At 63.7% G+C, this 14,289-nt stretch carries 10 protein-coding genes; 7 read left to right on the forward strand and 3 right to left on the reverse strand.

Going from position 1 to position 14,289, the window contains the following annotated elements:
• The first annotated feature begins 3 nt into the window (after window positions 1-3).
• Entirely contained in the window at window positions 4-690 is a 687-nt protein-coding gene (gene pyrF, locus ACO08C_RS07170; RefSeq protein WP_421784416.1) for an orotidine-5'-phosphate decarboxylase, read from the forward strand.
• Here the strand turns inward: pyrF and ACO08C_RS07175 are convergent.
• Complete coding sequence (locus ACO08C_RS07175) at window positions 687-1,862, reverse strand: hypothetical protein (RefSeq protein WP_421784418.1); 1,176 nt, start codon at window positions 1,860-1,862, stop codon at window positions 687-689. The two genes, pyrF and ACO08C_RS07175, sit on opposite strands and share 4 nt — an antisense overlap.
• 63 nt (window positions 1,863-1,925) lie before the next feature.
• Window positions 1,926-2,147 (reverse strand): DUF1674 domain-containing protein, encoded by a 222-nt coding sequence (locus ACO08C_RS07180; protein WP_421784420.1) that lies wholly within the window; start codon window positions 2,145-2,147, stop codon window positions 1,926-1,928.
• Between the two features lie 34 nt (window positions 2,148-2,181).
• Here ACO08C_RS07180 and ACO08C_RS07185 point away from each other — a divergent pair, with 34 nt between their 5' ends.
• From ACO08C_RS07185 to ACO08C_RS07210, 6 genes are all read left to right on the forward strand, one after another.
• On the forward strand, window positions 2,182-3,486 hold the full coding sequence (locus ACO08C_RS07185; protein ID WP_421784422.1) for an RsmB/NOP family class I SAM-dependent RNA methyltransferase: 1,305 nt from the start codon (window positions 2,182-2,184) through the stop codon (window positions 3,484-3,486).
• 43 nt (window positions 3,487-3,529) lie between these two features.
• Window positions 3,530-4,192 (forward strand): ribulose-phosphate 3-epimerase, encoded by a 663-nt coding sequence (gene rpe, locus ACO08C_RS07190; RefSeq protein ID WP_421784424.1) that lies wholly within the window; start codon window positions 3,530-3,532, stop codon window positions 4,190-4,192.
• Between the two features lie 5 nt (window positions 4,193-4,197).
• Window positions 4,198-5,913 carry a heparinase II/III family protein gene (locus ACO08C_RS07195; protein ID WP_421784425.1) on the forward strand — a complete coding sequence of 572 codons (1,716 nt, stop codon included), beginning with the start codon at window positions 4,198-4,200 and terminating at the stop codon, window positions 5,911-5,913.
• Window positions 5,914-5,984: 71 nt separating this feature from the next.
• A complete protein-coding gene (purH, locus tag ACO08C_RS07200) occupies window positions 5,985-7,574 on the forward strand; it encodes a bifunctional phosphoribosylaminoimidazolecarboxamide formyltransferase/IMP cyclohydrolase (protein ID WP_421784426.1) in 1,590 nt (529 codons plus the stop codon).
• Between the two features lie 36 nt (window positions 7,575-7,610).
• A complete protein-coding gene (locus ACO08C_RS07205) occupies window positions 7,611-8,435 on the forward strand; it encodes a dienelactone hydrolase family protein (protein WP_421784428.1) in 825 nt (274 codons plus the stop codon).
• 36 nt (window positions 8,436-8,471) lie between these two features.
• Window positions 8,472-9,347, forward strand: coding sequence for a dienelactone hydrolase family protein (locus ACO08C_RS07210; RefSeq protein WP_421784429.1), 876 nt, complete (start codon window positions 8,472-8,474; stop codon window positions 9,345-9,347).
• On the opposite strand, the gene ACO08C_RS07215 is transcribed toward ACO08C_RS07210, so the two are convergent.
• Window positions 9,329-14,227 carry an NAD-glutamate dehydrogenase gene (locus tag ACO08C_RS07215; protein ID WP_421784431.1) on the reverse strand — a complete coding sequence of 1,633 codons (4,899 nt, stop codon included), beginning with the start codon at window positions 14,225-14,227 and terminating at the stop codon, window positions 9,329-9,331. The genes ACO08C_RS07210 and ACO08C_RS07215 overlap by 19 nt on opposite strands.
• Window positions 14,228-14,289 lie beyond the last annotated feature (62 nt).

Raw genomic sequence — 14,289 nt, forward strand, 5'->3', positions numbered from 1 at the left:
GGGGTGAAGAACCGACTGATCGTTGCCCTCGACCTGCCGAGCGTGGCCGAGGCCGAAGCCCTCACAGCGCGCTGTGGCGACGCGGTCTCCTTCTACAAGATCGGACTGCAACTGTTGCCGGTCGGCGGCATGGACTTGTCGGAAAAACTGCGGGCGGCCGGAAAGAAAGTCTTCCTCGATTTCAAACTGCACGACATCCCCGCCACGGTCGAAAAAGCGACCCGCTCGATCGCCGGGCGAGGCGGTGACCTGCTGACCGTGCATGCCGAGCCACCGGTGATGCGCGCGGCCGTCGCGGGACGCGGAGACGATCGCGATCTGAAGCTGCTCGGCGTCACGGTTCTGACGGCCTATGATGATGAGATGCTGACGGAAATTGGCTATGCCCACAGCGCCCGTGACCTGGTCATGCGGCGCGTCGAGCAGGCGCTGGGCTGTGGAATGGACGGGGTCGTTGCGAGCCCGCTGGAGGCGGCGGAAATCCGGCAACGCTTCGGCGACGGCTTCCTGATCGTGACGCCCGGGATCCGGCCCACCGGGTCCGATGCGGGCGATCAGAAGCGAGTTGCAACACCCGCAGATGCCCTGAAAAGCGGGGCGACCCACCTCGTGGTCGGTCGCCCGGTCAATGCCGCGGACGATCCGGCGCAGGCTGCTCGCGCTATCCTGGCCGAGATGGAGAGCGCCTAGTAGCGGCCGCCCCCATAGCTGCCACCGCCATAGCTGCCACCGCCATAGCTGCCGCCACCGTAACCGCCGCCGCCATAGCCCCCACCGCCATAACCACCGCCGCCACCGTAATGACCGCCTCCGCCATGATGACCGCCACCCCCATAACCGCCGCCATGGCCTCCGCCGCCGCCACGAATGCGAACGCCGGTGCGCACATTGACGTTGGTGTTCACGTTGACGCGGGATGTCGCACTCGCATTGGCGTTGGCGCCCGCATTGGACCCGGCACCGGTGCCCACGAAGCTGCGGCCCCCGCCGCCGCCCGTAATGATCACGCGGCCACCCCCGCCGCCTGTGAAATAGACGGGCGAACGGCCCCCGACGCCCGGGAAGATCACGCCGTCAAAGCTGGCATACCGGCTGTCATGGCCGCATCCATGATAATGACCGTGGTCGTGGCAGCCACAGCCATGTCCGTGCCCGCCACCATGGTGATAATCCTCGCGCCAATAGCGGCCGTCCTGACCATGCCATTCGCGCGCATAGCGGGACCGCGTGTGGGTGTATTCGCGGCGGTAATAGCTGTCTTCGTAAGTTACATAGCGCGGCGGATGGTGTTGCGGCGGGCGTTCTCGCGGAATGTCGACCAGCCGGCACGGCCCGCCCCGGGCATTCCATTCGGCCTCGGTCGGGACGGGATCAAGCACCACGCAGGGATGGCCCGGAACGTGGCCACCCAACGTGGCGCCAGAATAGCCGCCCGAAAATTGCGTGCCGCCGCCGCGCGATCCGACATCGGTCCAATAGCGGCCCGGATCGTCGGTGTAGATCGTGCGCCCCTCCGTTGGCGGGCGCGCCAAAGTCGGCCGGTATTCGTACTGATCGGAGATACCGATCTGACCTGCACCGGATGTCATCGTGTAGCCGCCGCCGCTGGAAAAGCGGCCGGAAGAGCTTGTGCTGTATCCACCCGAAGCGGCCTGTGCGGAATAGCCACCGCCGGTGTTCACAACGCAAATCGGTTCGGCACCGGGCTCGGGAATCTGACGGCTGGTGCCGGCCGGGCATTCCGCGAACCGGACCTGAGCGCCCGACGGGACGTTCTGGCCCCCCAAAAGACGGTTATAATCCTGCGCTACAACAGGCGTTGCAGCGGTGAGGGCGAAGACGGTGGCGAGCATCTTGTTCATTAACAAAAGGCTAATGCCAAAGCCGTGCCAGTTGACAGCCTTTTCCCTTTGCGGGCGACTGGATCAGAAATCGTAGGCGACGCCCTTGCGTTCCCAGTCGCCGTAGCGGGTCGGCTCCGGACCCGACGGACCATTGATTTCACTATTGTTTTTGTCGTTCTCCGCTTCCAGTTTCGCGCGCCGTTCGGCCGCCTCTTCCAGCGCGCGGCGCGCCGCCGGCGTCAGCGGTTTATCGGCTGAACCGGCGAGAGATGGCTTGTTTTGATCCGTCATGATCCGGGACATAGCGCGGCGCCCCCCGCCATGCTAGGGCGCGTCCATGTCCCAAGGCCTTCCTGCCCGCCGTTCCGCCGTTCTTGCCCTGCAATTCGTGCTGAAAAGCCGGACCGCGCTTGATGCTGCCTTGTCGCAGGCGCCGGATTTCGACGGTCTCGACGCGCGCGACCGGGCGTTTGCCCGGCTCGTGGCCGCGACCACATTGCGCCGCCGCGGCCAGATCAATGCCGTGCTCTCGACCTTCGTGCAGCGGCCGCTGCCGGACAGCGCCATCGAGGCCCGCTTGATCCTCGAGACCGCGGTGGCGCAGCTCGTTTTCCTGAACACGAAACCGCATGCGGCGGTCTCCGGAGCGGTGGACCTGGCCAACCGGTCAAGGGATTCGGCGCGCTTTGCCGGCCTGATCAATGCCGTGTTGCGTAAAACCGTCAGCCAGGGAAAAGCGATCGCCGAGGCCACGCCGCTGCGGCGCAATCTCCCCGAATGGCTGCAAGCCAGCTGGCAGGCAGCCTACGGTTCGGAAACGCTCGACGCCATTGCCGCAGCCTGGATGGCTGCGCCGCCGCTGGACATCACCGTCCGGGCGCCGGATCAGGCCGAGGAATGGGCCGCAATGCTCGGCGCCGAATTGCTGCCGACCGGCACGCTGCGCAAACGTGAGATCGGCGATATCACTACCCTGAAGGGGTTCGACGACGGGCATTGGTGGGCGCAGGATGCGGGGGCCGCCCTGCCGGCAATGCTTCTAGCGGCGAAAGCCGGTGAAACCGTTCTGGATCTGTGCGCGGCACCCGGGGGCAAGACCCTGCAACTCGCCAGCAAAGGTGCGCGGGTCACTGCGCTGGATGCGTCGCCGAAGCGCATGAAACGCGTCGAGGAAAACCTCGCGCGCACTGGTCTCGAAGCGGAACTGGTGACCGATGATGGCCAGAGCTGGGGACAGGCCGAGCGTTTCGACGCTATTCTTCTGGATGCGCCGTGTTCGGCGACCGGCACGCTGCGCAGGCGTCCAGATGCAGCCTGGATCAAGGCGGCGGACGATGTCCGTTCGCTGATGCCGATTCAATCGGCGCTGTTCGACAATGCGGTGAGGCTGCTCAAGCCGGGCGGGCGGATGGTGATTTGTACCTGCTCGCTTCAACCGGAAGAAGGCGAACACTGGCTGTCCAAAGGACTCAAACGGCATGCCGGGATTTCGCTCGATCCGGTCAGGCCGGATGAATTGCCGACGCTGGAGGACGCCGTCCTCAAGAATGGCGCGGTCCGGTTGACGCCCGCGCTCTGGCCGGAGCGGGGCGGGATTGACGGGTTCTTCATCGCGCGCCTCGTGAAAGCGGGGACGGCCTAATCGCTCGCTTGCACGCCCAACATCGCCCTGTTAAGCGGTTTCCATGACCGACGCCGTCCTCATCGCGCCGTCCATCCTATCGGCCGATTTCGCCAAGCTCGGCGACGAGATCCGCGCGATCGACGCGGCCGGCGCCGACTGGATACATATCGATGTGATGGACGGCCATTACGTCCCGAATCTGACCATCGGACCGCAGGTCGTGAAAGCGCTCCGCCCGCATTCGACGAAGCCGTTCGACTGTCATTTGATGATTTCGCCGGTCGACAGCTATATCGACGCGTTCGCCCAAGCGGGGGCGGACATCATCACAGCGCATCCCGAAGCGGGGCCTCATTTCCACCGGACGGTGCAGGCGATCAAGGCGGCCGGATGCAAGGCCGGCGCTGCGTTGAATCCGTCGACACCTGACAGCGTTCTCGATTACGTGCTGGACGAGTTGGACCTCGTCCTGGTGATGAGCGTCAATCCCGGCTTTGGCGGGCAGAGCTTTATTTCCAGCCAATTGCGGAAGATCGAGCGACTGGCCGAGACGATCGAGCGGCGCGGACTTGGCACGCAGATCGAGGTCGATGGCGGCGTCAATCCGGACACCGCCGGCCAGTGCCGTTCGGCCGGAGCTCAAGCCCTCGTTGCCGGAACGGCTGTTTTCAAAGGCGGTCCGGACGCCTATGCGCGCAATATCCAGTCGCTCCGCGGGGATTAGACAGGATGACCGGATTGGTCCGCTTGTCCGAGTATGCGCAAACGGCAAGCCGCCACTTCCGGCGCGAGATATTCGAGACGCTGAATTCGGTCGGCCTGTCCGGCGGCCTGCTCAAGGGCAGCCTGCCGGAAAAGCCGTTTGCGCTTCCGCTGAAAGACATCCGGGGGGTCGATCCGGCCCGAGGGGCGGCGATTCTCGACGGGCGCTTCGCGTTTTCGGGGCATGTCCTGGACGCTGACGATCCGTTCGAGCGGACCATGCCATCGCGGCGTTTTGCCCTGTCGCTGCACAGCTTTGGCTGGCTGCGCGATCTCATGGCCTGCCGGGATGCCGACGCCGAGGCGCGAGCCGGTCAGTTGATCGATTGCTGGATCGGCGCCTATGCGAAGTGGAACAGCTTTGCCTGGGCGCCGGAAATCAGCGCGCAGCGTCTGATCAACTGGACGCTGGCGCCGGCCTTGTTCCGGGAGGATGAATCACGTCTCCAGGCCCTGGCGCGGCAGGCGAAGCATTTGCGGCAATCGATCCGCCATGTCGAACCGGGCGCCGACCAGCTCCGGGGCGGTGCCGCGCTGATGCTGTCGGGCGCGCAGCTGGGGCATGCAGGCTTGCGCGATGCCGGACTGCGGATCCTCGGGAGCGAGCTGCCCCGGCAGATCATGACGGATGGCGGCCATATCAGCCGCTCGCCGGCTCTTACCATCGAAATTCTCACACTTCTGACGCTGGTCGACATGGCCGAGGGTCACGCCAATCGCGATACGTCCGGGCCGGTCAGCCGGGCGATGGACCGGATGGCGCCACTGATCCGCTTCTTCCGGTTGGGAGATGGCGGACTTTGCGCCTTCCACGGGGGCGGCGAAGGCGACCGCCGCACCATCGACCATGTTCTCGCGGCGCGCGACACGGGGGCCAAGTCGTTCGGATTTGCGCCGAACAGCGGGTATCAGCGCATCGAGGCGGGCGGCGCTTGCCTGATCATGGATGTCGGAAAACCTGCGAGCGGCCAGGCCTCCGCGTCGGCCCATGCCAGCGCGCTGGCGTTCGAACTGGCCGCGGGGGGGCATCGCATCGTGGTCAATTGCGGCTGGACCGACCAGCAGCCGGACAGCTGGCGCGAAGCGGTGCGGGCCACAGCCGCGCATTCTAGCCTGACCATCGAGGAAACCTCGTCGGCACGGCTGATCCCCAATGGCTGGCGGCGGCGCCTCATGGGTCCGCGTTTTGATTCGCAACCGCAGAAAGTTACTGCGCGCCGCAATGAGGAAGACATCGGCACCTGGGTCGAAGCGAGCCATGATGGCTATCGGGATTTATTCGGCCTGTTTCACCGGCGCCGCGTATTTCTGGCCGCAGATGGCGGAGATCTACGTGGCGAAGACGGGCTTTATCGTCCGGTCGAGGACGGAGCCCCCGACGATGTCGACCTGCGCTATCGATATGCCATCCGCTTCCACCTGCATCCGGATGTGAAAGCGTCCCTTGCCCGCGACGGGATGAGCGTTCTTCTGGTACTCGGCAATGGCGATGGCTGGCGGTTCCGCACCGATGGCGGTCCGATCCGGATCGAACGCAGCGTCTATCTAGCGACCGGCGGCAGTCCCAAGCGGACGTCGCAAATTGTCGTGCAAGGCGACGCCGAACCCTTTGGCGCCGGAGAACGGCCGCCGAACCGCGTACGCTGGGCGTTTCAGCGTCTGGGACGCGTCGGCGGAACCTGAGCGCTGACGCCTTTGCCTCGACGCAAGCGCATGATAAGCGGCGTGCCTTCAAGCCAAGGATAACGATCACGATGAGCCTGCCCGACCTGGTCCCCGTCAAACGCGCCCTGATTTCCCTGTCCGAAAAGGAGGGGCTGGAGGACCGGGCGCGGCGCCTGGTGGCGCTCGGTGTCGAGATCTTGTCGACTGGCGGAACGCTGCGCGCGCTCACAAAAGCCGGCATCAAGGCGCGGGACGTCAGTGAGGTCACCGGCTTTCCCGAAATGATGGACGGCCGGCTGAAAACGCTTCATCCGCTGGTGCATGGCGGGCTGCTGGGCCGCCGCGATCTGGAAGCGGATCAGGCATCGATGGCCGCGCATGCTATTCCCGAGATCGATCTGCTATTCGTCAACCTTTACCCGTTCGAGGCGACCGTCGCAGCAGGAGAGCCTTTCGCCGCCTGTATCGAGAATATCGATATCGGTGGTCCGGCTATGTTGCGCGCCGCTGCTAAAAACCATCCGTTTGTTGCCGTCTGCGTGGACAATATCGACGCTGACGCCGTGCTGGATGCCATGGACGAAAACAATGGCGCCACGCCGCTGTCGCTGCGTCAAGCGTTGGCGGCGAAGGCTTATGCCCGCACCGCCGCGTACGATGCTGCCGTGTCCGGCTGGTTCGCCGATGAGCTGGGTGAGCGTTCGCCAGGCTTCCGGGCTTTCGGTGGCGCCCGGCTGTCGCCTTTGCGTTATGGCGAGAATCCCCACCAGAACGCTGCATTCTATGCCGCCGGACCCGGCCGTCCGGGAGTGTCGGCAGCCCGCGTGGTCCAGGGGAAAGCCTTGTCCTACAACAATCTGGCGGATGCGGATGCGGCCTTCGAGCTGGCGGCGGAATTCACCGACGAGCCTGTCTGCGTGATCGTGAAGCATGCCAATCCCTGCGGCGTTGCACTCGGCCGGTCAGTGCGCGAGGCTTGGGATCGGGCGCTGACGGCCGATCCGATCTCCGCGTTTGGCGGCATCGTCGCCTTCAATCGCGAGATCGACGCCGAAACCGCCGACGCGCTGACAGGCCTTTTTCTGGAAGTGATCATTGCGCCCGCGGCGAGCGAGGCGGCACTCGACATTCTCGGCCGCAAACAGAATTTGCGCGTCATGCTGACCGGCGATATGCCGGATCCCGATCAAGCCAGCTGGACGGCGAAAACGGTGGCGGGCGGCTTGCTGGTGCAGGAACGCGATCGTGGGCGCGTCGGTGCCGACGACCTCAAGACCGTATCGTCGGTACAGCCCGATGAGAACATGGTACGTGACATGTTGTTCGCCTGGATGGTCTGCAAGCATGTGAAGTCGAACGCGATCGTTTACGCGAAAGATGGCATGACCACGGGCATCGGCATGGGCCAGACCAGCCGGGTCGAAGCCGCGAAGCTGGCAGCCCGGAAAGCCGAGGAGATCGCCTCCGAGAATGGCTGGGACCAACCCGCCACGATCGGGTCGGCTTGTGCGTCCGATGCGTTCTTTCCCTTTGCTGACGGTTTGCTGGCTGCGGTGGAAGCCGGAGCCACAAGCGTTATCCAGCCAGGTGGGTCGGTGCGCGACGACGATGTCATCAAGGCCGCTGACGAGGCAGGAGTCGCCATGGTCTTTACCGGCATGCGGCATTTCCGGCACTAGATGATGCGGCGCTGGCTCCTCCGGTCTGGCGCTATCTTGCTTGGCTTTTTGCTGGCTTACGCTGCGGCCGCCGCACAGAATCTGGGCGGATGGTTCATTCCACAGCGCGGGCTGGATTCACATGTTGAGATGCTGCGGCCAGGCGTCGAAGTCCATCTGCCAGAAACGTCCGACGAATCTGTTCCGGCCATCTTGTTGTTTCACGGATGCGGCGGACAGCGCCCCATGCATCGGGATTTTGCGGACGCAATCGTGGCGGCTGGTTTCGCTGTCGTGCTCGTCGATTCCTTCGCCCCGCGCGGCATTGGCCGGCTTGCGGCGATGACCCAGGTGTGTCCGGGGTTGCGCCTGCATGGCCAGGAGCGGGCGGCCGACGTCTTTGCCGCCCTCGCAATCGTCCGTGAGATCGACCGGGTCGATTCGCAGCGTCTCGTATTGGCTGGCTGGAGCCATGGCGGGTGGGCATTGCTGGACGCCGCGAGCTATGCCGCCGAAGACCGCCGTCCGGCAGGTCTCAGGGACGGTGAGGTTTCGTTTGAGGGCGTTGTCCGGATCGCGGCGATCTATCCCTATTGCAGTTTCCCGTCGCGGGCGTCGGGACGGCTTTCGGCAGGTTTGCCGCCCGTGACCCTGATTCTGGCCGAGCGCGATCTCGTAGCCCCAACGGCCGATTGCGAACGCCTTGCGCGACGTGCTGTCGGCGCCGGCGCTGATATGGCTTACGAAATCTGGCCCGGTGTCACGCATGCGTTCGACGATCCGGATGCGCCGGCTCTGGATCCGAGAATGCAGTATGACGCCATTGCGGCAGAGCGGCTGCGGGTCTGGCTGATCGGGGCGGCGGCAGAAACAGAGGACTGACTTTACCGCAGGGCGATCCTCGCCCAAGACAGCGCCATGGGATGGTTTTCTCTCGCTGCGCTCCTGATCGCGCTGGCCGCTGCGGTCTTCGTCGGGCTGCGCCTTTACCGCCGCGGATTTCTCCAGCCCGTGGGACGCGCTTCGCTGGATGAGCGGATCGACGTGCTGCGCACGCATACACGAATTCATGTTCCGGACGGCGACGGACCATTTCCGGCGGTCATCCTGCTGCACGGATGTGGCGGCATCCGGCCGAACATGGAGGTTTACGCCCGATTGGCGGCCGGCATGGGCGTTATGGCCTTTGTGCCGGACTCGCTGGGGCCGCGGGGGATCAGCTATGAAGAAGCGGTTGAAACCGTCTGTACCGGCGCAAGGCTTCGGGCACATGAGCGAACCGGCGATCTGCATGCCGTGCTGGAATTAATGCGGCGCGATCCGCGGGTCGATACGCGACGACTCGCGCTTGCAGGCTGGAGCCATGGAAGCTGGACCGCCCTGGAGGCGCTTGCGCTCGACCGGGCCGGTGAACGCCCGGCGTCGCTCGACAGTGTTCCGCCGCGTGGGCTGGACGGCGTTCGCGCGGTTTTCGCAATGTATCCCTATAACAGCTTTCCGGCGCGCTCGCGGCGCTTGCCCTGGCCTCCGGACATCCCGGTGGAGGGCGTGCTGGTGCACGAGGATACGATCTGCGACGACGCCGACTCGGTCGAGGTGTTCAAGCGTCAGATCGCCTGGGGCAATGATGTGCGCTGGCGATATGTCGCGAACGCAACGCACGGGTTCGACGAGCCCGATCATCACCCCACATCGACACTGGTTTACGATCCGGAACGGGCGGCGGTTGCGCACCGACTGTTTACGGATTTTCTCAAGCGGCACCTCGGCGATAATCACGGTTCCGAGGACTGAGCCAGCTCCCTAAGCTGGGTAGAAGCGATCGCCAATTTGGATAGGGTCCAGGCTCCCGTGGTTTCCAGTTCCTCAAGCGCGCCGTCAAAGCGGCCGGCTTCGAGTTCGTTCTGGATGCACCAGGCGCCCAGAAGATCGTCTGCCCAGTCGCGGGTCGGCGCCTCGACGCCGGTTTGCAGGTTTCCACCGGCGGCACGCGCGAAGCGCATCATGGACGCCGCGATCGCCTGTTGGCTAGCATAGAGGTCCTCGATCAGGCGTCGCACGGCGAGCCGGTCCCAATGCAGGTCAGACGACACCTCGGAACCGAGGCCGCGCAGGCGGTCGACCGAGAAGCGCGAGCCCGCCGCGTGATAGACAAAGCCGGCCGATTCCAGCGGCCAATCTTCGCGCAACGCCAAGTCGACCACATCCGAAGACGAGGTCAACGGCCGCAGCACCGCAACGTCGTGCGCCAATTCCTTGGGCGCTCCTGCCGCGACATAGCCTTCCGTGCGCGCCTCGACCGACTTGCGCTCATAGGTCGAGATGATGTCGATGGCGGATTCGCGGAGCTTGTCGACGCCGGGGCGATAAGCGTCGATCAACTCACGGATCGGCGTGACGGTCCCCGTTTCCTGGGCCCGCGCACGGCGCGCCAGCCAATATGTCTGGCGGCGGAGCAGGCGGATGATCTCACGATGCAGTGTTATCTGGACATCCGCCGGTGCCCGATTGTCGAGCCGGTTGATCCGGTCTGTCATCTCCGAAAAGCGGAAAATGCGCCGCCCGGCTTCGAATGCCCGTGCGATCTGTTCCGGATCGGCGCCGGTTGACTCAATGGCGCGATGGACAAAGGTCGGACCGCCAAGATTGATCATGTCGTTGGCCAGCACGGTGGCGATGATTTCGCGGCGGAGGCGATGGCCGGACATCTGTTCGCCAAAATCCGCAAGGTCGGCCGGGAAGTATTCCTTCAGCATCGCCTCGAAATGCGGATCGTCCGGGACGTTTGATGCCACCAGCTTGTCGAAGGTCGTGATTTTTGCATACGAGATCAGGACTGCGAGTTCCGGGCGGGTTAGCGCCATGCCCTGTTCTTTCAGGCCGCGCATTCCGTCACCCGAGGGCAGGCCTTCCACGGCACGGTCGAGGCGGCCGTTTTTCTCGAGCCGCAACATGAACCGCTCATGCGCGTCGATGTCGGCCGGGGCATCGCGTTCGGCCAGCGTGAGAGCGAGCGTCTGATCGTAATTGTGCTTCAGCACGTGAGCCGCGACCTCGTCGGTCATGCCGCCCAGCAGCTTGTCGCGCGCCGCCCGCGTCATGTCGCCAGACCGCAGTAGCGGGCTCAACAGGATCTTGATGTTGACCTCGTGGTCCGACGTGTCGACGCCGGCTGAATTGTCGACAAAATCGGCGTTCACCCGTCCGCCAGCGCGGTCGAACTCGATCCGCGCGGACTGCGTGAAGCCGAGATTTGCTCCCTCGCCGATTACCTTGGCGCCGACTTCTGCGGCGTTGATGCGGATGGAATCATTGGCCTTGTCGCCCACTTCCCAGTGCTGCTGGCTGGACGCTTTCACATAGGTGCCGATTCCGCCGAACCAGAGCAGTTCGACCGGCGCCTTGAGGATCGCCGTCATCAATTCCTGTGGCGAGAGTTCGCTGGCTTCAATCTTCAGCGCAGACCGGGCCTCCTTCGACAGCTTGATCGATTTATTGGCTCGCGGAAACACGCCGCCGCCCTTGGAGATCAGCTTGCGGTCATAGTCCTGCCAGCTCGATCGCGGCAGTTCGAAGAGGCGCTTGCGTTCTTCCCAGGCCGCTTCGCAGTCGACCGGGTCCGGATCGATGAAGATATCGCGGTGATCGAAGGCGGCGATGAGCCGGACCTTGCGTGATAAGAGCATGCCATTGCCGAAGACATCGCCCGACATGTCGCCGACACCGGCGACATCGAAGGGCTCGTTCTGGACGTCCTTGCCCAGCTCGCGGAAATGGCGTTTCACCGATTCCCAGGCGCCGCGCGCGGTGATACCCATTTTCTTGTGATCGTACCCGGCCGAGCCGCCGGATGCGAACGCGTCGCCGAGCCAGAAATCGTATTCATCGGTAGCAACGCCATTGGCGATATCGGAAAAGGTTGCCGTTCCCTTGTCGGCGGCGACGACAAGGTAGGGATCTTCGCCATCCCAGGAGATCACGCGTTCGGGATGATCGACGATGTCGTCCTGGATGTTGTCTGTGATATCGAGAAGGCCGCGGATGAAGGTGCGGTAGGCATTCTGGCCCTCGGCCAGCCATTCGTCGCGAGACCCGCTGCGCGGCAGTTGCTTCGCATAGAAGCCGCCCTTCGAGCCGACCGGCACGATGACCGCGTTCTTGACCTGCTGTGCCTTGACCAGGCCGAGGACTTCGGTGCGGAAGTCGTCGCGGCGGTCCGACCAGCGCAATCCGCCGCGGGCCACCGGGCCGAAGCGGATGTGAACGCCCTCGACATTGGGCGCCCAGACAAAGATTTCGCGATAGGGCTTGGGCAGCGGCAGCTCTTCAAGATCGCGGCTGGCAATCTTGAACGAGATGTGGGCTTTCGGACTGCCGTCGCCGGCGGTCTGGAAGTAGTTGGTACGCAAGATCGCTTCCAGCAGCCGCAACAGGCGGCGCAAGACGCGGTCGTGGTCGATCGATGCGACTTTCTCCAGCTGGCTCCGGATGTCCTGGCCGATAACTGCCGCTTTGTCTTTGCGGGCCTCCAGATCGAGATCGAGTTCCGGATTGAACCGGGTATCGAAAAGCGTGAGCAGATGGCGCGCTATCCCCGGATTCTCCGCCAGCGCCTCTTCCTGGATCGCCTGCGACGGATCGAGGCCGGTTTGCTGGCGGTAGCGGGACAAAGCGCGCAGTACCGCGGCTTCACGCCAACTGACCCCCAGCTTCAGGATAAGCCGGTTGAAACCATCATCCTCAGCGCGATTTGCGATCACGGCGAGCATCGCGTTTTCGAAAGCCTGGCAGAACTCGTCGAGATTCCTGTCCGCCAGCGCGTCCGACTGCATCTCGAAATCGTGTATGTAAACAATGGGTTCGGATCCGCCATCGACGCCCCGCTGAACCTCAAAGCCCGATTCCTGGATGACGTTCAAACCCATATTCTCGAGAATCGGCATGATTTCAGAGAGATGGGTGGGTTCGTCCCGGCGATAGATTTTCAGGCGCAGTGTCGACGCGTCCTCTCCGTCGAGCCGGTAGAGACGCGCACCAACCTTTGTCTCGTCGCCCAGCGCTTCGATCCGGCGCATGTCGGCAATGCCTTCGACCGGTGCGAATTGCTCGCGGTAGCCGGCAGAAAACGCATGATCATAGGCTGTTAGACGGTGACGGGTCTCGTCTGGCAGGCTGCGCCGACCAGCCGCCACGAACTCATCTTCCCAGGTCCGCGCCAACGCGACGATCTGGCGTTCCAGCTCGAGCAGGTCGGGTTCCGGGTGATCGTTCGGATTCAGGCCAATGATGTAATGGACGCGCGCCAGCGGACCGTCTCCGAAATGGGGATAGTAGGCCGACATGCGGCCTTCGAACGCCGCGCGGATCATCTCGCCGGCCTGTTCGCGGACGCGGGAATTATAGCGGTCGCGCGGGACAAAAAGCAGGCACGATACGAAGCGGTCAAAGCGGTCGCGACGCACGAGCAGCTTGGTCCGTGGCCGGTCCTGCAGGTGAAGAATGCCCAAGCCGATCTTGAGAAGATCGTCTTCCTCGGTCTGAAACAATTCGTCGCGCGGATAATTCTCGACAATGTTGCGAAGCTTCTTTTCCGAATGGGTGCCGGGGATTTTTCCCGCCCGCTCGAGAACCCGCCTGACCTTGCGCCGAATAAGCGGCACGTCGCGCGCCATCCTGTCGTAAGCTTCCGCGGTGAACAGGCCGACGAATCGGGCTTCGCCGACGACGGCGCCATCCTCGCGGTACCGCTTCACACCAATGTAATCCATGTAGACGCGGCGATGGACGCGCGACTTGATGTTGGCTTTCGCCACGATGATCGGCGACGGCTCGTTGAGGAAGCTCTCGATGGCCGGGGTCAAAAGCGCGGGTTCGTTGCCCTTGCGCAGCACCTGACGATCCGGATCCCGCAAAATGCCCATCCCGGAGGCGGGCTGAACCGTCGGCTCACTGCTGGTCATCTTGCCCTGGTCATCGACCTCGAACTGATAAACGCGGCAGCCGAGAAAAGCGAAATGGTCATCACGCAGCCAGCGCAGAAATTCCAGCGCCTCGGCTTTCTCTTCCGGATTTGCCGGCGTGTTGGCATCCTCGACATGGGCGATGGCCATATTCATCGCCGCGCGCATTCCCGTGAAGTCTTCGGTCGCGAGACGGACATCCTCCATGGCGCCGCGAACCGCTTCGGCGAGGTCCTCGCGAGTGCGCTCATCGAGCGGTTCGACATGGACCTGAATAAGGCTTTCTGCGGGACCGCTCTTGGCATTGCTATCCATCACCACGATCGGGTGGAACATGGCCAACACATCAAGGCCCTGGGCGCCAATTTCGCCCATCACCGAATCGACGAGGAAGGGCCGGTCCGGACCGACCACTTCAACAATATCCCGCCGTATCGCGGCGGCGCCATTGCTGTCCGACGGACGCGCGCGAACGTGAACTTTCTTGCCGTCGACCTTTTGTGCCCATTCCCAGAACTCGGCCGCCTGTTCGGCTAGCTGGGTCGCTGTTATGCCATCAAGGTCCTCGGCAAGCGCGTCGCCATGTATCTGTTCGAGAAACGTCTTGGCGGACTGATCGGGTTCGTCCCCGAATTTCTTGTTCCAGACTTTTTTAGCGGCTTTGTTGAATGTGGCCGCGGTATAGGCCTGGGCAGTAGCGACAACAGCGGTCATGAGGCGGCTCTTCTTGCGCACAATCCGTTTTGACCGGCCTGCCTACAGCGCAGCCGACAGGG

Origin of the sequence: Hyphobacterium sp. (assembly GCF_965229905.1) — a bacterium.
Lineage (GTDB): Bacteria > Pseudomonadota > Alphaproteobacteria > Caulobacterales > Maricaulaceae > Hyphobacterium.